Genomic DNA, 18,865 nt, shown 5'->3' with positions numbered 1-18,865 from the left:
TTAAAATAAACAGTATTATGACTATTGCCAAGTTCCCAAGCATATATTGTAAATTTGAAGCTTAATGATCTTATGTTGAAATGTACAAATGAGAAGCGAAAACTTAATTTTCAACGATATCTAGGAGATTTGAATTACATATACTACAATTGGAGTTGATTGTTATGAAAGGCGTTATTCTCGCAGGGGGAACAGGTACACGTTTATTTCCGTTGACAAAAGTCACAAATAAGCATTTACTCCCTGTAGGTAAGTATCCCATGATTTTTTATTCGGTTTACAAACTGAAACAGGCTGGAATCAAAGATATCCTAATCGTAACGGGCAAAGATCATATGGGAGACGTCGTCAACCTTCTGGGGAGCGGCTCGGACATGGGAGTATCTTTTACTTATAAGGTACAAGATGAAGCCGGTGGCATTGCGCAAGCGCTCATCCTAGCTGAGCATTTTGTCGGCGAAGATCAAATGGTCGTCATTTTGGGAGACAATGTCTTCGAAAACGATATTTCTCCTTTTGTGGAGAACTTCCGCACTCAAATGTTGGGAGCTAAAATTTTGATTCAAGAAGTTCATGATCCCAAACGCTTTGGTGTTCCGGAAATCGACGGTGATAAGATCGTATCGATCGAAGAAAAACCGCAAAATCCGAAAAGCAACTATGCAGTTACCGGAATCTACATGTTTGATCGCAGCGTATTCGATATCGTCAAAACACTCAAGCCTTCGGCTCGCGGAGAACTTGAAATTACCGATGTTAACAATGCTTATATCGCCAACGGCCAACTGACCTACGATGTACTAAAAGGTTGGTGGACCGATGCCGGAACCCATTCTTCGCTTGCACGGGCAAACGAACTGGCTCAGAGTATAGTATTCGGTGAGGAATTCGGAAAACTTAAACTTTAAAAGGAGATAAGATTAATTATGAAAGTAACTCCTTTAAAATTGAATAAAGCAGCTATAATCGAACCTGTTGTACACGGCGACCACCGCGGATTTTTCATGGAAAGTTATAACAAATCCCTTATGCACGAAGCAGGTATCCGATACGACTTTATTCAAGACAACCAATCCTTATCCGCGCAACCCGGCGTGCTCCGAGGCTTGCACTACCAACTCAATCCCAAAGCCCAGACCAAACTGCTTCGCGTGATCTCCGGCGCCATCTACGACGTGATCGTCGACGTGCGCCGCGGTTCGCCGACTTTCGGTCAATGGCAAAGCTTTATCCTAAGCGAATTCAATCATCGCCAACTGCTCGTCCCCAAAGGTTTCGCCCACGGGTTCTGCACGTTGGTTCCCAACACCCAGGTCATGTACAAAGTCGACGAGTATTACTCGCCCGAACACGATCGCGGAATCCTTTGGAACGATCCGGCGCTCGGCATCGACTGGCCGACGTCAAATCCGATTTTGTCGGAAAAAGACCAAAAGCATCCGCTACTTCAAGACGCGGAACTGAACTTCGAATAATCGCAAAAGCTCTCCGCAAGGAGAGCTTTTTATACGAAAACAGGAGGCAATTAACCTTATGAAACTTCTCGTCACCGGCGGAGCCGGTTTTATCGGTAGCAACTTCGTTCTGTATATGCTTCGGCAGCACCCCGACTACGAAATCGTCAATGTGGATGCTTTGACCTACGCAGGCAATCTGGAAAACCTCAAAGCGATCGAACAAAATCCCAATCATACTTTCGTCAAAGCCGATATCTGCGATGCGGCCAAAATGGACGAGCTGATCGGTCAAGGCGTCGATATCGTCGTCAATTTCGCTGCCGAATCGCATGTGGACCGCAGCATTCTCGAACCGGAGATTTTCGTGAAAACGAACGTGCTCGGCACCCAAATCCTGCTCGATGCGGCCAAAAAGCACAACATTACGAAATTCGTTCAGGTATCGACCGACGAAGTGTACGGCACGCTCGGCGAGACCGGATTGTTCACGGAAGAAACGCCGCTGACGCCCAACAGTCCGTATTCCGCTTCCAAAGCGGGCGGCGATCTGCTCGTCCGCGCTTATCACGAGACATTCGGATTGCCGGTGAATATCACGCGTTGCTCGAATAACTACGGTCCATACCAATTCCCGGAGAAGCTGATTCCGCTCATCATTTCCAAAGCGCTGAACGATCAGCCTCTTCCGGTCTACGGAGATGGATTGAACATTCGCGACTGGCTGTATGTGGAAGACCATTGCAGCGCGATCGACTTGGTCATTCACGAAGGCGTGAACGGCGAAGTCTACAATATCGGAGGCAACAACGAACGCACCAATATCCATATCATCCGCACGATTCTGGAGCAGCTCGGCAAGCCGGAATCGCTGATCGCGTATGTTCAGGATCGCCCGGGCCATGACCGCCGCTACGGTATCGACCCGACGAAAATCACGAACGAGCTGGGATGGGCGCCCAAGCATAACTTCGAAACCGGCATCCGCGAAACGATCTCCTGGTATCTGTCCAACAAGGAGTGGTGGACGCGTATCCAATCCGGCGAATACGAGCAGTATTATGCCAAGCAATACGGAAACCGATTGGAACAAGCATAATGAAGATTCTCGTTACCGGGGCTTCCGGGCAATTGGGACAGGACGTCGTACGAATTTTCGAACAAGCGGGGCATGAAGTCAAAGGCTGCACTCGCGCAGAATTGGATATCGCCGATCAGCAGCAGTGCGAGCGGGTGATCGGCGAATATGTTCCGGAAGCCATTATCCACTGCGCCGCTTATACCGCGGTGGATGCGGCAGAAGAAGACGTGGACGGCGCGTACCGGGTGAATGCGTCGGGTACGCGCAATATCGCCGTCGCCGCGGAAAAAGCCGGAGCGAAACTGGTCTACATCAGCACGGATTACGTGTTCGATGGCAACGCCGATCGTCCTTACCGCGAATACGACAACACAGCTCCGCAAACCGTTTACGGGGAAAGCAAGCGGGCAGGCGAAGTATTGGCGCAAACGCTAAACTCCCGTTACTATATCGTCAGAACTTCGTGGGTGTACGGACAATACGGTGGCAACTTCGTCAAAACGATGCTGAAGCTGGGCGCGGAAAAAGACAGCCTGAGCGTCGTGCACGACCAGATCGGCTCGCCTACGTATACTGTGGATCTGGGCCGCTTTTTGTTACAATTGATCCGAACGGAAAAATACGGCATTTACCATGCGTCCAACTCCGGTCACTGTTCGTGGCATGAATTCGCGCAAACCATTTTTCAAAATGCGGGTTTGCAAGTAAACGTGCTGCCGGTCAAGACTGAGCAGTTTCCGCGTCCCGCCAAGCGTCCCGCTTATTCGGTCATGGACCATTCGGCGATTCGGGCCAACGATTTCGAAGACCTGCCGCATTGGCGGGACGGACTGGAGCGGTTTTTGGCCGAGGTAAAGCAGTAAGGTCAGGGTGAAATGTGAAAAAAATCGAAGTTTTGCTGTCCTCGTATAACGGGGAAGCGTACATCATGGAACAATTGAATAGCCTGATTTCGCAGACGCATGAAGCATGGAACATTCGGCTTCGCGACGACGGTTCGTCCGACCGAACGTTAGAGGTTGTTGAAGCCCGGCAAACCGAATTTTCGGAACATATCGTTTGGGAAAAAGGAGCTAATATCGGAGTCATTCCCAGTTTTTTTGAATTGATCCGTCAAGCCGACGAATCTGCGGATTACTTTAGCTTTTGCGATCAGGACGACGTGTGCTTGCCTCGAAAAATGGAACGGGCGATCCAAAGCTTGGATACAGTCGATCCGGGCATTCCGGCGATGGTCTTTACGTCTACGCAGCTTGCCGACAACGATTTGAACCTATTGGGGTTATGGCCCGACAAGCCGCTAAAAAGTCCTTCTTTTTACAATGCGCTTGTGCAAAACATCGCCGTCGGCGCTACCGTCACTTTCAACCGTGCCGCGCTGCAATTGATCCGCCGCCGCATGCCTCATATGAGCCATGTGCTTATGCACGATTGGTGGTTCTATCTCTGCGTTTCCGCTTTCGGCGAAGTGCTGTACGATCCCGAACCTTCAATTCTTTATCGGCAGCACGGCGGCAACGCGGTCGGTGGCGAAGTCTCGAAAATCGCCAAGTTGAAAAAGAAATGGGCGAGCTTCCGCAAACATAGAGGCACGCATAAGCTGGTTGCGCAGGCACGCGAGTTCCATCGGTTGTACGCGGGCGAACTGTATGATGCCGAAAAGCTCGGTCAGCTTGAAGCTTTCATCGAACCTAGAACAACCGTGATGCAACGTATACGCTACCTCAAGCATTCCAAGCTCTACCGGCAGTCGAAACTGGAAAACCTTCTGTTTCGCGTATTGGTTTTAATCGGCTATATTTAATGAATTCCAAGTCTTTCCTGAATCGAATCCAAAGTTCCATTCCATCGATCTCTGTGTTACTCTGTAAAGAGGAATGCAGAGATCTTTCTCTTTGCATGTCATTTCCGTTTTTCCACTATCAATATTGTCAGGAGCGTACTTAAATCATGGACGTAAGTATACTGATTCTTAACTATAATACGTGCCAGCTGACGATGGACTGTATCCATTCGGTGTTTGCGTCGCAAACCCGGTACACATACGAGATCATTCTGATCGATAACAACTCGTCCGATAACTCGGTCGATGTTCTTTCCGCTACCTTCCCTTCGGTGAAGATGATCGCCAATCACGACAACGTCGGCTTTGCCAAAGCGAATAACCAGGGGATGCGGATCGCGAAAGGCCGTTACGTGCTGCTGCTCAACTCCGATACCGTCATCCAACCGGACACGCTGCAAACGATGGTTGCCTACATGGATGAAAATCCGCAAGTAGGCGCTTCGGGTTGCAAAGTTTTGCTGGCAGACGGCACATTGGATAAAACCTGCAAACGCGGACTGCCGACGCCTTCGGCTTCCTTCTATTACATGTTCGGCTTCTCCAAAATGTTCCCGGACAAGCCCAAGTACAACCAGTACCAACTCAGCTACCTCGACCCGGACGAAGAGCATCCTGTTGACTGCCTGGTCGGCGCGTTCATGCTGGTCCGTTCCGAAGCGATCCGCGAAGTCGGCATGCTGGACGAGAACTTTTTTATGTACGGCGAAGATCTCGACTGGTGCTACCGCATCAAGCAGGCCGGTTGGGCGATCCGTTATTATCCGCGCACGTTCATCCTGCATTACAAAGGCGCAAGCAGCAAACGCCGTCCGGTGAAGCTGCTGTACGAATTCCATCGCGCGATGGTCGTGTTTTACCGCAAACATTACCGGGAAAAGTACGCTTGGCCGGTGAACGGGTTCATTTATACGGGAATCGGCGTCAAGTTTACGATGACTCTTATCCGCAACCGGTTGCGTCCTGTTAAAGACACGCAAGACCCTCCGACAGGCGGAGGAGAAAGTCCGGCTTTGCCGGTTCGAGGTGAAGCATGCTCCGCAAAAATCAGCAATTTCTAACCCAGGTTTATATGGTCGCCGATCTCGCAGTCATTCAAGCCTCTTTCCTATTGGCTTGGTGGCTGCGTTTTGAAAGCGGCTTGTTTGGATTCGTCTATCCGATCCCGATCAAGTATTATTTGGTATGGAGTTTGGTATATGGCGCGATCGCGTTGCTTACCGGACTCATTAGCGGTCTTTACTCGCCGAAGCGACGCAAACGGTTCGCGGACGATTTTATCCGAGTCGTACAAACGCATATTATCGGATTCTTCTTGTTACTGGGCGCGATGTACTTTGCCAAAGAAATCAATATTTCGCGTTCTTATTTGTTCCTATATATGGCGCTTAGCGTCATCTTGCTTGTGTTATATCGCTATGGAGTCAAACAAATTCTTCGCACGTTGCGTCGAAAAGGCTACAACAAGCAGTTTATGCTCATCATCGGCGCAGGTGCGCTCGGTCGGCGTTTTCATCTGAATATGCAGCATTATCCGGAGCTCGGCTATGAGGTCGTCGGTTTTCTGGATGACGAGTTGAATTGGAAAAAAGGAGAGACTGAGTATCCCGAAGTACTCGGCAAGCTTAGCGACTTGCGCGCGACGCTTGATCGATTCCGAATTATTGATGAGGTCATTTTGGCGTTGCCTTACGGCGAATCGGACAAATACCCGAAGCTGATGGCAATCTGCGAGCAAGCCGGCGTACATACGATGATCGTTCCGGACTACTATGATTTCCTGCCGACACGCCCCGTATTCGATAACTTTGCGGGCATGCCGCTGATCAACGTGCGCGAAGTTCCTTTGGACCTAGCTGCTAACCGTTTTTTCAAAAGACTGTTCGATATCGTGTTTGCGACATTTGCGCTGATTGTAACGTCTCCGATCCTTTTAGCCGTAGCCATCGGCGTCAAAATGACTTCGCCGGGCCCGATCATTTTCAAACAGGAACGAGTCGGCTTCAACCGCAGACACTTCCAGATGTATAAATTCCGCTCCATGCGCGCCCAAGTCGCCGAAGACGAAGACACCGGCTGGACGACGGAAAACGATCCGAGACGCACCAAGTTCGGAACGTTCATCCGCCGCACCAGTTTGGACGAACTTCCGCAATTTTTCAACGTCTTGCTAGGCCAAATGAGCGTGGTCGGCCCGCGTCCTGAACGCCCGCATTATGTAGAGCTGTTCCGCGACCAGGTCCCGAACTATATGCTCAAGCACCACGTCCTCCCCGGCATCACCGGCTACGCCCAATGCGCCGGCCTCCGTGGAGACACCTCCATCGAGAAACGCATCGAATACGACCTGTTCTACATCGAAAACTGGACCTTCCTTTTCGACGTGCGCCTGGTCTTCATCACCATCTACAAAATGTTCACCGACAAAAATGCCTACTGATCCAAGCTTCCGATACACCAACATACAAAAAAGGCCGCCTCTTTGGAAGACGGCCTTTTTTGTCGAGAAAGTCTAACGTGGCTGGAAACGAGAAGACGGAGAAAGAAATTCAGTGCAGGAACGGAGTGTTCGCCTTTGAACTTGGGAAGCCTCCTTATACAATTTCAATCCGGCTTCCCAAGTTCAACACGCGACCGGAACGAATTTTTTTCGCAGTCTTTTCGTTTCCCGCGCCGAACGGACTTTCGCGACAATTTAAAAGGCCGTCTCACAAGCGAGACGGCCTTTTTTTTACATCCACAAATACCAGATCAACCAACTCACAAACGCCCCGATCCACGACACATTCCCGAACACCGCCACAATCTTTCTTTCATTCCACCCATATTTCAAGCTGTAGTGATAATGAATCGGCGTCATGCGGAAGATCCGTTTTTTCGTCCGTTTGTAGTAAGCTACCTGAATAATAACCGAGAATTGCTCCGCGAAATAAATGATAAACAGCAACGGCACCAAAATCTCGACTTTCTCGATCACGGCCATCAGCGACAACGAACCGCCGATCGCCAGCGATCCCGTATCCCCCATAAACGCTTTAGCGGGATACTTGTTATACAGGAACAGTCCCAGCAGCGCACCGACCATCACGAGCGAGAACAGCTTAATCGCCGGCTCGTCCGAGATCACGAAGAAGAACAAGTACGTCGGAATCGCGACAATAATCAGCAGACCGTCCAGACCGTCCGTAAAGTTAATCGCATTGGCAGAACCGACGATAAACAGCAGCATGATGATAAAATACACCGCCGACGGAAGCACCCAGACAAAACCGCCTGGGAACGCGATCGTCGGATCGACGCCGAAGCTGTTCATCGCAATCAACAGCACCGTAATGGTAAACGCAAACTGCATGACCAACTTGGCTTTGCCGGAAATTCCCTGCGGGTCCTGAAAAGCAGCTTTTTTGAAGTCATCGCTAAAGCCCACGATTCCGAACAGGATAAACGTAGCGGCCATCAACCACATCAGCGGCGTAGGCTGGGCGATCAGCGCAACGAGTACCCCGATCATAAACACCATACCCGCCATCAGCGGCGTACCTTTTTTAGCTTGGTGGTCCGGTGGCAATTCTTTACGAATCGGCTGCAACCAACCGATACGGCGCAGCGTGCGAATCCAGACCGGCGCGAACAACGCAACAAGGACAAACGAAAGAGCAGCGGCAATCAACGTGTAAAAGTTCATGGGTTTACATATTCTCCAATCGGCATTTCGGATTTTGAAGCGGCTATCCACTTGTCAACGTAAGCCTCTATTTAAGATTTGACAAGGTGTTATATAGGTTAATAGTAGACGTAAAGGTTATGTAACTCCCTTATTTTAAGCAATTTGTACGTCCGCCACAAGAGAAGCCCAGCAGAATTTGGCTTTTTCCGCTTTGACAAGATAAAATGAGAACGTACCAAGCAGGCTCGAAGAGCTGTTTTCGTTTCCAAAAAAAGAGGCAGGGCGGACGCGGAGGGTTAACGTTAACCTACATAACTCGAACCCATATTATTTTAGGAGGAACTATTTACATGAATACACAAAAAATCCGCAAAGCAATCATTCCGGCTGCCGGTCTCGGCACACGTTTTCTGCCCGCCACCAAGGCGATGCCGAAAGAAATGCTGCCGATCGTCGATAAACCAACCATTCAATATATCGTGGAAGAAGCCGTGAAGTCGGGCATTGAAGATATCATCATCGTAACGGGCAAAGAAAAACGCGCGATTGAAGATCACTTCGATACCTCTTTCGAGCTGGAACACAACCTGGAAGAAAACGAAAAGTGGGAAATGCTCGAAGAAGTTCGCAACGCCGCCAACATGGCCGATATCCACTACATCCGTCAAAAAGAACCGAAAGGCCTCGGCCACGCCATCTGGTGCGCACGCAAATTCATTGGCGACGAACCTTTTGCCGTACTGCTCGGTGACGATATTGTCGAGTCCGATACGCCGTGTCTGAAGCAAATGCTCGACGTGTTCGATAAACACCAGGCTTCCGTTGTAGGCGTGCAGGAAGTACCGTGGGAAGACGTGTTCCGCTACGGGATCGTAGACAGCGAAAGCATCGAAGGCGAGGAGCGTACGTTCAAAGCCAACGGTCTTGTCGAAAAGCCGAAGCAGGAAGACGCGCCGTCCAATCTCGCGATCATGGGCCGCTATATCCTGACGCCGGAGATTTTCGATATTTTGGAGAATCAGCCGACCGGAGCGGGCGGCGAGATCCAACTGACCGACGCGATCGCCACACTTGGCCAAAAGCAGGACGTGCTCGCTTACAACTTCGAAGGACAGCGTCACGACGTAGGGGTCAAAATCGGCTTTATCGAGACGACCATCCACTACGCGCTGCAAAACGACGAGATGCGCGAGCCGTTGATCGAATATATGAAGAAGGCGCTGGCCGAAACCGAAGAAAAGCGCTAAAATAACGACAACATCAAGCCCGGCCGACGGCCGGGTTTTGATCTGTTCAGAAAAGGAGAACCCCATGGTGCCGTCCAATCCCAAAGTGTTACTGATCATCCCCGCGTTCAACGAACGCGATAATATCGGCTCCTTGCTCCTTTCCTTGCGAGAGCAGGGACTTGAAGCGCTTGTCGTGAACGACGGATCGACCGACGATACGGCTGAAGTATGTGCGAGTGTCGGCGCCCGGATCGTTACGCTGCCCTGTAATCTCGGAATCGGAGGCGCCGTGCAGACCGGGTACAAATACGCGTATGCCAACGGTTACGATATCGCGATTCAATTCGACGGCGACGGCCAGCACCGCGCGGAATTCGTTCCGGCTCTGATTGCTCCGCTGCTGGCCGACACGGCTGATCTGGTTATCGGTTCGCGCTACATCGAAAAGCAGGGTTTCCAATCAACCGCTTTGCGCCGCGCCGGTATCCGTTACTTCAGCCGTCTGATTCGTTTGATTACAGGTCAGACCGTCACCGATCCGACTTCGGGCTTTCGCGCGGTCAATCGCCGGATCATGCACATGTTCGCCGACCAGTACCCCACCGATTATCCGGAACCGGAGTCGATCGTGCATGTGTTGCGTTCGGGAGGACGGGCTGTCGAAGTTCCTGTGCAAATGTCCGAGCGCACCGGCGGCCATTCGTCTATTCATCATTTGCGTTCCGTCTATTATATGGTAAAAGTTTCGCTGGCCATTCTGATCGACGCTTTGCGCGGAACCGGGGTGAGGCACTCATGATCACGCTAAAACTGCAATTGCTGTTGATCGCGTTCAGCCTTGTCGTGCTATTCGTTTTTATCAACCGTACGCGCCGTTACAAACTGGAACTCAAATATGCGTTAGTGTGGATCTTTTTCAGCGCAGCCGGCGTGATCGTCTCGATCTTTCCGCAAATCTTCTTTTTCATCGCGCGCGTTATGGGGATCGAGGTTCCGGTCAATGCCGTGTTCCTGCTCGCCGTGTCTGCCATCTTCCTGACCCTTTACAGCCTGACCGTTTCGTTATCCAATCATTCCCGCAAGCTTCGGACATTAACGCAGGAAGTAGGATTGATGCAGCATAAAATGACGGAAATGCAGCAGCGAATCAAGCAGGCGGAAGGAGATGTTTATGACGATCCGCGATAAAGGGCCAACGTTGCCAAAAAGCTCTTCTGTCCAAAAGTTCGACGATCGTACCGAATCTGTCGGAACGTCGAACGACGGGTTTTCCGCACGCCGAACTTCTTCTCCGACTTTTCGCGACCGGCTGCTGAATCTTCTGCCCCCGATCATTCGGAACAATCTGGTCGATTTCTTCAAATACGGAGTCATCGGCGTGTTTGGCACATTGCTTCAGACCGGAACCTTATTCATCTATGTGGAAAAAGGCCACGGCGATCCGTTGGTCGGTTCGACGCTGGGCTTCGTTTTTTCGTTGCTGTTCTCTTATATGGCAAACTCGCGCTGGACTTTCCGAAAAAGCGAACGCTCCGCATCGGCGCTGGTCAAATACACCGTCGTTTCTTGCGCGGGGCTTCTGCTGAATCTGCTCGTTTTGTTTTTGTTCGACCGCGTATTCCATTGGTGGTACGGTTACGGCCAAATTACCTCGATCGTACTCGTTCCGATACACAACTTCATCCTAAACAAAGCTTGGGCGTTCCGAACGCCAAAACGGGAGGGCCGATAATTTGTTTTCGTTAAAAGAAGAAACCCGTCAAACGCGCACAAGGCTGCTTCTTCTCTGCCTGTCCGTTTTTCTCGCAAGCTGCGCTATCTCGCTCGGATACGGGGACCGTCTGCTGCTTGGCTCTTATGAAAAAATGAACGATGACGACGTCAAATACGTGCAGACTGCCGACGTTCTGCTGGAGACCGGCGTGCTGGCTTACAATACCGGCGGCGAGCCTTCTACCTTTATCATGCCTGTGTTTCCTCTGTTATTAGCGGGCGTCAAATGGCTGGCAGGCGACGAAGGCGGCATTGCGCTGCTGCGTATTTTGCAAGGAGCGTTTCAAGCGTTCGGCATTTACTTGATGTTCATTCTGGCACGCCGCGTATTCCAAAATACCCGGATATCGATGACAGCGGCTGTTTTACTTGCTTTATACCTGCCCGACTATTTTATCTCCGCTTCGATTTTGACCGAGTCGGCGTTCCGTCTGTGCCTTATGTTGACTGTCTGTTGCCTTCTGCATGCGCTCGATCAGCCAAGCAGTGGACGGTGGGCGATGTTCGCGGTTTTCTGGACAGCGCTGTGTTACTTCAAACCGCACGCCGCCCTGCTGCCGCTCGTACCCGGATTGTTTTGGCTGGCCCGTCGTTATTCTTTTAAAAAGATGTTCGCCTACACCTTTGTGATTCTCGGCGTTTTCGCGCTTTTGATGTCGCCTTGGTGGATACGGAATTACGAGGTGTTCGGCCGATTCATTCCGTTCACGGAGGCGGCGGGCAGTCCTTTGATCTTGGGCTCGACCGCTTTCGGACAAGTGCCGGACGGATTTTACGAGAAGTATCCGGAATACGACGGCGACGTGATGCAAGGTTCCGACGACGATCTCGCGCAGGCGGCAGGGCGAATGATCGCTTACGGATTCACGCACGAGCCTTTGAAATACGCCGCGTTTTACACATTTGGCAAATTCGGCGGCCTGTACGGCATCGCGTACTGGGAACGTCCGATTTTCGGTATGACATGGGCGCATTACTTTCCTGTGCATGCGGCGTATGTGCTGATGGGACTGTACGGCATTTGGCTGGCTTTGAAAAGAAAACGGAGCGGTGCTTATGCGCCGCTTGCGGTACTATCCTATTTCACGCTGATTTACGTGCCTTTTATCGCGATTCCGAGATACGGGTATCCGAATCTGTTTTTGTTCGTGCTGTTTATGGCGCCTGTTGTAGTTGGGGTGATTGATCGGCTTGAAGCGCGAAAAGCGAGAAGATCCTATTCGTAAAGGCGTGCTGCGGGAGGAATTCGTTCAAAACGCTGTCTCACTCGGCAAACGGGATTGGAATTTAAGTAGCTTGTTTTCCGAGTTCAAAGGCGTTTTAAACTGAATTTCTCCCTCCGCTGTTTTGCTTAATTTCGAATCGGACCTCTTTTTATGCACTAAATCTATGCACGAAGTCGCAGCCGCTCCTTTTGGGAGTGGCTTTTATTCAGTTTGTTTGCTGCATTCCGCCGTGTTCGCATTACATCCGAAGCACGTCGAAATGAACCTGTTCCGCCGTGTTCGTATTACATACGAACAAAAAATTGACACCGCCTTATACGTAGCATAGACTTATGTTGGAACAGCCTGCTCAAAGCCTAAAAGGGCATTACGTTTGACACTTCCGTAGTAGCTTGTCTCGCTTTGTTATAGAAGGTTTGCGGTTCAGACGGACCCAACCCTTCGTTAATCCGAGACAAGGTACCAGCCGCAACTTCGGTTTCGAATTGGTCAACGCTTTAGCAGGTGAACAAGGCGGATGGAGGAGTCAAAGTGAGTCAGATATTCAAGACGTGGAGACACGTGTTCAAGCTTGACCCGGATCGCGAGTTGTCCGACGAAGAGTTGGAAGCGATATGCTTGTCGGGTAGCGATGCGATTCTGGTCGGGGGATCGAGCGGCGTAACCTATGAGAATACCGTAGATTTGATGTCACGCATTCGACGTTACGAGCTGCCGTGCGCACAGGAAGTTTCGACGCTGGATTCCGTAGTGCCCGGTTTCGATCTCTACCTGATCCCGATGATCCTGAATACTGATCAATCGGAATGGATCACCGGACATCATCGCTCCGGCCTTGAAAGCTACGGCGAGATCATCCCGTGGGATATGGTTGCCACGGAAGGCTACATCGTACTCAATCCCGACTCGACCGTCGCTCGCTTAACCGGTGCCGATTCCAATATCGACGCTGGCGGTGCAGCAGCTTGCGCCCGGATGGCCGACAAGCTCATGCGCCTTCCGATTGTATACGTCGAATACAGCGGTACATACGGCGACCTCGATCTTGTCCGCGAAGTCCGACGCGTCACCGACGAAGCGACCGTCTTCTACGGCGGCGGCGTCCGCGACTACGAGACCGCCCGCGCCGCCGCAAGCGCAGCACATGTCGTAGTCGTAGGCAATATCGTCTATGACGATCTAACCTCCGCCCTCGACACCGTCCGCGGCGTCCGCGACGCCGATTAAGTATGACTCGGTGTTAAGTAGAAGCTTTTGATCGCCAATTATCGGATCACTTCTTTCTAACGATCATTTATTAATCGCTTATTCGCACCGCTCAGTGACGCGCGGTTGGAGAAGTATGAGCTTGCCGCCTTAAGAATCCTTTGGCCGGACAGAACGCAACCCGCGTTCGCCTCCGGCCCACCCGGACTTCCTGCAAGAAGTCCCGTCCCTAAAACCAAATCCCGGAATGCGCCAGCAAGCGCATTCCTTATGCCTTTTTCCCTAACAAACACCATGCGCGCAGAAGCGGAGGGAGGCAGGGAGCCTGAAGAAGCAACGCGTTCGCCTTTGCCGTTCATTGTCCCCCTTATACAAATTCCAATCAGGAAAATGAACGGCAACAGCGATCGTAAGGCCCCTGCCTCCCGAAGCGTCTCTAAGCGCACGAAAGGAGCACCACTCACCATGTCTTTTAACCTTGACGAATCCATATCCCGCCTCAACCCGCAACAACGCAAAGCCGCGCTCAAAACCGAAGGCCCGCTGCTCATCATGGCCGGCGCGGGCAGTGGCAAGACCCGCGTGCTCACGCACCGGATCGCCCACCTGATCCAAGCCAAAAAAACGGCACCGTGGGGTATTTTGGCGATCACCTTTACCAACAAAGCCGCGCGCGAGATGCAAGAACGGGTCTCCGCGCTCGTCGGCCCCGAAGGCAAAGAAATCTGGGTCTCCACGTTCCACTCCATGTGCGTGCGCATCCTGCGCCGCGATATCGAACGGATCGGATTTTCGTCCAGCTTCTCGATCCTCGATTCCGGCGATCAGCTTTCGGTCATCCGTAACTGCATGAAAGACCTGAACCTCGACACGAAAAAATTCGAGCCGAAAGCCGTGCAAGCCCTGATCAGCGCCGCGAAAAACGAACTGATTACGCCGAAAATGTACGAGCAAAAAGCAGGCGGAGACTTTATGGAGTCCATCGCGGCTAAAGTCTACGTCATGTATCAAAAGCGCCTGCGCAGCAACAACTCGCTCGATTTCGACGATCTCATCATGAAAACGATCGAATTGTTCGACGAAGTGCCGGAAGTGCTTGACTTTTACCAGAAAAAATTCCGCTATATCCATGTCGACGAATATCAGGATACCAACCGCGCGCAGTATATGCTGTGCCGCATGCTGGCCGACAAGCACCACCAGATCTGCGTCGTGGGCGACAGCGATCAGTCCATCTATCGTTGGCGCGGCGCCGATATCACGAACATCCTAAACTTTGAAAAAGACTACCCGGAAGCCGAAACGATCCTGCTCGAACAAAACTACCGCTCCACGGCGAATATCCTGAATGCGGCCAACAGCGTGATCGGGCGCAACACCGGACGCAAACCGAAAAACCTGTGGACCGACCAAGAAGGCGGAGCCACCATTCGCGTGTTCCGCGGCAGCACCGAGCACGACGAAGCGTACTTCGTAACCGGCGAGATCCATAAAAATATCAAGAAAAAAATGAATTACAAAGAACATGCTATCCTTTACCGCACCAACGCCCAGTCCCGGGTAATCGAGGAAGTGCTGATCAAATCGGATATTCCGTACCAGATCGTCGGCGGCATCAAGTTCTACGATCGCAAAGAAATCAAAGACCTGCTCGCTTACCTCAAACTGCTCTCCAACCCGGACGACGATATCAGCCTGGTGCGCGTCATCAACGTTCCGAAGCGCGGAATCGGCGATACGAGCGTGGCGAAGTTGGCGGCGGCAGCGGCGGAACGCGGCGTTTCCATGTTCAAGATTCTCGAAGTGGTCGACGATCTGGGCTTTGCCGGACGTACGCGCAACGCGCTGGTCGAGTTTTACGATATGATCGTCTCGCTGCATCGCATGGTCGATTACCTGTCCGTGACCGAGCTGACCGAGAAGATTCTGGAGCTTAGCCAATACCGGGTCGAACTTCATAAAGAAAACACGCTCGAATCCAAAGCACGCGTAGAAAATATCGACGAATTCCTGTCCGTTACGCTGGAGTTCGAAGCCCGTACCGAAGACAAGTCGCTGGTTACTTTCCTGACCGACCTTGCGTTGATTGCGGACATCGACTCCATGGGGGATAAAAAGGATGAAGTCGCCGAAGATGCCGTGATCCTGATGACCATGCACAGCGCCAAAGGCTTGGAATTCCCTGTCGTGTTTATCATCGGCATGGAGGAAGGCGTCTTTCCGCACAGCCGTGCGTTTATGGATAACGACGAACTGGAAGAGGAACGCCGTCTCGCCTACGTAGGCATCACCCGCGCGGAAAAGCAGCTTTACCTCTCCTGCGCGCAAATGCGGACGTTGTTCGGTCGTACGACCGCCAACCCGCCGTCCCGTTTTTTGCAAGAGATTCCCGCGGAACTGCTCGAAGATACCGGCACCAACCCGGACCGTTACCGTCGAGGCGGCGATCCGGACAAAGGCTACGGCAATTCGCGCGGCGGAGGCCGGGGCTTTGGAGGAAGTTCTTCGTCGTCGGGCGGAGGTTTCGGCGGCGGTCGTACGAGTCGTCCGGGCGTCAGCACGTCACCGACAGGAATGGGCCGTCCGTCCGTCGCGCCTCGTTCTTCGGGTGTGACCGTGACGCCGGCAGGCGGAAAGCCCGCCGCAGCCGCACGCAGCACCAACAACACCGGCGCTTTCCAAGTCGGCGACAAAGTCGCGCACGGCAAATGGGGCGAAGGTACGATCGTAGCGATCAAAGGCAGCGGTAACGACACCGAGCTGAACATCGCGTTCAAAGCTCCTGTCGGCATCAAGCGGTTGCTGGCCGGATTCGCGCCAATCACCAAAGTGGAATAGCAGCGCCAATCAAAATCCAAGTTGAAAAGGATGGGGAAAACGATGGACGCCATGCACGAGATGGAAGAGTTAGTCGAGCAGCTCAACCGCTACAGCTATCATTACTATACGTTGGATCAGCCCATGGTCAGCGATAAGGAATACGATGTTCTTTATGACCGGTTGATCAAGCTTGAGCAGGAGAGCGGACTGGTTTTGCCGGATTCCCCTACGCTGCGAGTCGGCGGAGAATTGTTGAAAGGTTTTTTGCCGCATCGCCACTTGGCTCCGCTCTGGAGTCTCGACAAAGCGCAAAACGAAGAAGAACTGAATACCTGGAGCGCCCGCGCCTTGAAGCTTTGGACCGATTACAACACCAAAAATCCCGAAGACCCGCTGCCGGAACTGCAATATGCGCTGGAGCTTAAGTTTGACGGATTAACCTTGAACCTCACGTACACGGACGGCAAACTGGTGCAGGCGGCGACGCGCGGCAACGGAACGGTAGGCGAGGGCATTTTGGAACAGATCAAGACCATCCGCTCCGTTCCGCTGTCTATTCCCTACAAGGACGGCACGATCGAAGTCCAGGGCGAAGGCATCATGAACCTGTCCGCACTGGAAACCTATAACAAGACCGCGCTCGAACCGTTGAAAAACGCCCGGAACGGTGCTGCCGGCGCTTTGCGCAATTTGAATCCGAAAGTAACGGCCAGCCGCAAACTGAACGCTTTCTTCTATAATATCGGGTACAGCGACGCCAAAACGTTTTCCAGCCATTTAGAGATGATGGATTTTTTGCGCGAAAATCAGTTTAAGGTCAATCCGTACGTTTCGTACTTCGACAAGTTCGAGGACGTGATGGAGCAACTGCATGATATCGAAAAAAGGCGCGGCGAGTTGGATTACCTAATCGACGGAGCCGTCGTGAAGATTGTCGATATGCGCACGCGCTCCGCGTTCGGCTATACCGGTAAATTCCCGCGTTGGGCCGTGGCCTACAAGTTCGAAGCGGAAGAAACGACGACCGTCTTGGAATCCGTATCGTGGGAAGTCGGCCGCACAGGCAAGATTACGCCGATTGCAAGACTGGAAGCCGTGGAGCTGGCAGGCGTCACGGTTAAAAACTGCACGCTCAACAACGTCGGCGATATTGAGCGCAAAAACCTGAAGTTTGCTTTGGGCAGCCGTGTATTCATCCGCCGCTCGAACGACGTTATCCCCGAGATCCTGGGCAAAGTAACCGAGGAGAGTGACGGCGAAGAAATCATTTATCCGGAAAAATGCCCGGCCTGCGGTTTCCCTCTCGTTCAACGCGGCGCCCATTTGTTCTGCGATAACCGACTCTCCTGCAAACCGCAGGCGATCGGACGCATTACGCATTTCGCTTCGCGCGACGCGATGGATATCGAGACCTTCAGCATCAAAACGGCTACGCAGCTCTATGAAGAACTCGATCTTCGCGAGCCTGCCGAGCTATATGAGCTGGAACACGAATCCTTGGTTAAACTGGAGCGGTTCGGCGAACGTAAAGCCAGCAATCTGCTTGAAGCACTGGAACAAAGCAAAACGCGCGACCTGGCTTCGTTCCTGTTTGCTTTGGGGATTTCGAATACCGGCAAGTCGACGACCAAGATGTTGGCGGAGCATTACCGGGATTTGGATAAGGTGATGAATGCCACGGTGGAAGAGTTGGTTGAGCTTCCCGATGTAGGCGGAATCGTCGCGGAAAGTATCGTGAACTTCTTCAATGATCCGTTTATGCGTGCAGGCGTAGAGAAGATGCGCCAGCTCGGCGTGCAACCGACTGTTCCCGCAGAACCCGTAGAGGTTAAGCAGGATTCTTATTTTAGCGGTAAAACGGTTGTGTTGACGGGAACGCTACACCAGCTCACCAGAGACGAAGCGGCAGAGAAGCTGGAAGCACTCGGCGCAAAAGTGACAGGTAGCGTTTCGAAAAAAACGGACATTGTTATTGCGGGAGAGAAAGCGGGCAGCAAACTGACCAAAGCGCAAGAATTAGGCATCGAGGTTATTGAAGATGAAGATGAATTGATTCGTTTATTGAATAGCTAGTACCTTGACCGCATTAAATTTAAAGTTTACGTTCATCGGAAACACGCACGGTTCAAGCGTGTTTTCGAGGGGCGTAATCTAACATCGTAAGCGGTCATGGTACTAGATTTATTCGATGACAGCATCATATTCTTAAGTGCAAACCGATCGTTTGTATTTCAAATTGGGGTCAGGACCATTCAATTACTGGAAAGGGGTCGATCGAAGAAAAAAGCTGGGCAACCGGCTTTTTTTCTTTATTTGAAAATAACTGAAGAAAAACCTTGCTTTATGTCTACCTAAATGATAAGATATTTCTTGTCGCTTCTGACAAACACTCAACACCGAAAAACATCAGGTTATGAAATCTGAAAAATAGGTATTGACAAAGAAGAAGGCAGATGATAAGATATAAAACGTTCGGCAAACAAGTTGTCGGCCGTAAGTTCTTTGAAAACTGAACAGTGAGTGAGTCGCGATGATGAAGATCATCGTGAGAATAAAGATTCTTGAG

Annotated in this window: 16 protein-coding genes; 15 read left to right on the top strand and 1 reads right to left on the bottom strand. The window is 51.6% G+C overall.

Translation table 11 applies throughout. The annotated features are described in order from the left end of the window. Positions 1-164 precede the first annotated feature (164 nt). From WKI47_RS14060 to WKI47_RS14030, 7 genes are all read left to right on the top strand, one after another. Positions 165-908: a sugar phosphate nucleotidyltransferase gene (locus WKI47_RS14060; RefSeq protein WP_340227778.1), complete on the top strand. Its 744-nt coding sequence runs from the start codon at positions 165-167 to the stop codon at positions 906-908. Positions 909-926: 18 nt separating this feature from the next. After that, positions 927-1,475, top strand: coding sequence for a dTDP-4-dehydrorhamnose 3,5-epimerase (gene rfbC / locus WKI47_RS14055; RefSeq protein ID WP_340227777.1), 549 nt, complete (start codon positions 927-929; stop codon positions 1,473-1,475). Positions 1,476-1,533: 58 nt separating this feature from the next. Beyond that, positions 1,534-2,553 (top strand): dTDP-glucose 4,6-dehydratase, encoded by a 1,020-nt coding sequence (gene rfbB, locus WKI47_RS14050; protein WP_340227776.1) that lies wholly within the window; start codon positions 1,534-1,536, stop codon positions 2,551-2,553. Further along, positions 2,553-3,398, top strand: a complete 846-nt coding sequence (rfbD, locus tag WKI47_RS14045) for a dTDP-4-dehydrorhamnose reductase (RefSeq protein WP_340227775.1) — start codon at positions 2,553-2,555, stop codon at positions 3,396-3,398. Before rfbB ends, rfbD begins: the two co-directional genes overlap by 1 nt. 14 nt (positions 3,399-3,412) lie before the next feature. Next, the gene (locus tag WKI47_RS14040; protein WP_340227774.1) at positions 3,413-4,339 is read left to right on the top strand and encodes a glycosyltransferase family 2 protein; all 927 of its coding nucleotides are present in this window, start codon (positions 3,413-3,415) and stop codon (positions 4,337-4,339) included. Between the two features lie 146 nt (positions 4,340-4,485). Next, positions 4,486-5,439, top strand: a complete 954-nt coding sequence (locus tag WKI47_RS14035) for a glycosyltransferase family 2 protein (protein WP_340227773.1) — start codon at positions 4,486-4,488, stop codon at positions 5,437-5,439. Next, the gene (locus WKI47_RS14030) at positions 5,412-6,818 is read left to right on the top strand and encodes an undecaprenyl-phosphate glucose phosphotransferase (protein ID WP_340227772.1); all 1,407 of its coding nucleotides are present in this window, start codon (positions 5,412-5,414) and stop codon (positions 6,816-6,818) included. Before WKI47_RS14035 ends, WKI47_RS14030 begins: the two co-directional genes overlap by 28 nt. A gap of 291 nt (positions 6,819-7,109) precedes the next feature. On the opposite strand, the gene mraY is transcribed toward WKI47_RS14030, so the two are convergent. Further along, positions 7,110-8,063, bottom strand: coding sequence for a phospho-N-acetylmuramoyl-pentapeptide-transferase (gene mraY / locus WKI47_RS14025; RefSeq protein ID WP_340227771.1), 954 nt, complete (start codon positions 8,061-8,063; stop codon positions 7,110-7,112). Positions 8,064-8,395: 332 nt separating this feature from the next. On the opposite strand from mraY, the gene galU reads away from it, so the two are divergent. The 8 genes from galU (at position 8,396) to ligA (ending at position 18,372) form a co-directional block, all read left to right on the top strand. Beyond that, on the top strand, positions 8,396-9,292 hold the full coding sequence (gene galU / locus WKI47_RS14020; protein ID WP_340227770.1) for a UTP--glucose-1-phosphate uridylyltransferase GalU: 897 nt from the start codon (positions 8,396-8,398) through the stop codon (positions 9,290-9,292). Between the two features lie 64 nt (positions 9,293-9,356). Further along, positions 9,357-10,073: a glycosyltransferase family 2 protein gene (locus tag WKI47_RS14015; RefSeq protein WP_340227769.1), complete on the top strand. Its 717-nt coding sequence runs from the start codon at positions 9,357-9,359 to the stop codon at positions 10,071-10,073. Continuing rightward, positions 10,070-10,462 carry a DUF2304 domain-containing protein gene (locus WKI47_RS14010; RefSeq protein ID WP_340227768.1) on the top strand — a complete coding sequence of 131 codons (393 nt, stop codon included), beginning with the start codon at positions 10,070-10,072 and terminating at the stop codon, positions 10,460-10,462. Before WKI47_RS14015 ends, WKI47_RS14010 begins: the two co-directional genes overlap by 4 nt. Continuing rightward, positions 10,446-11,006 carry a GtrA family protein gene (locus WKI47_RS14005; RefSeq protein WP_340227767.1) on the top strand — a complete coding sequence of 187 codons (561 nt, stop codon included), beginning with the start codon at positions 10,446-10,448 and terminating at the stop codon, positions 11,004-11,006. The genes WKI47_RS14010 and WKI47_RS14005 overlap by 17 nt, the downstream gene beginning before the upstream one ends. A gap of 1 nt (position 11,007) precedes the next feature. Continuing rightward, a complete protein-coding gene (locus WKI47_RS14000) occupies positions 11,008-12,273 on the top strand; it encodes an ArnT family glycosyltransferase (protein ID WP_340227766.1) in 1,266 nt (421 codons plus the stop codon). A gap of 531 nt (positions 12,274-12,804) precedes the next feature. After that, positions 12,805-13,500 carry a heptaprenylglyceryl phosphate synthase gene (locus tag WKI47_RS13995; RefSeq protein WP_340227765.1) on the top strand — a complete coding sequence of 232 codons (696 nt, stop codon included), beginning with the start codon at positions 12,805-12,807 and terminating at the stop codon, positions 13,498-13,500. A 444-nt stretch (positions 13,501-13,944) separates the two neighbouring features. Next, positions 13,945-16,317 carry a DNA helicase PcrA gene (pcrA, locus tag WKI47_RS13990; protein WP_340227764.1) on the top strand — a complete coding sequence of 791 codons (2,373 nt, stop codon included), beginning with the start codon at positions 13,945-13,947 and terminating at the stop codon, positions 16,315-16,317. A gap of 42 nt (positions 16,318-16,359) precedes the next feature. Next, positions 16,360-18,372, top strand: coding sequence for an NAD-dependent DNA ligase LigA (gene ligA, locus WKI47_RS13985; RefSeq protein ID WP_340227763.1), 2,013 nt, complete (start codon positions 16,360-16,362; stop codon positions 18,370-18,372). The last annotated feature ends 493 nt before the right edge of the window (positions 18,373-18,865 follow it).

Origin of the sequence: Saccharibacillus sacchari (assembly GCF_037722395.1) — a bacterium.
GTDB lineage: Bacteria > Bacillota > Bacilli > Paenibacillales > Paenibacillaceae > Saccharibacillus > Saccharibacillus sacchari_A.
The sequence above is the reverse complement of the archived record's forward strand: the minus strand, read 5'-3'. Positions and strand labels throughout refer to the sequence as shown.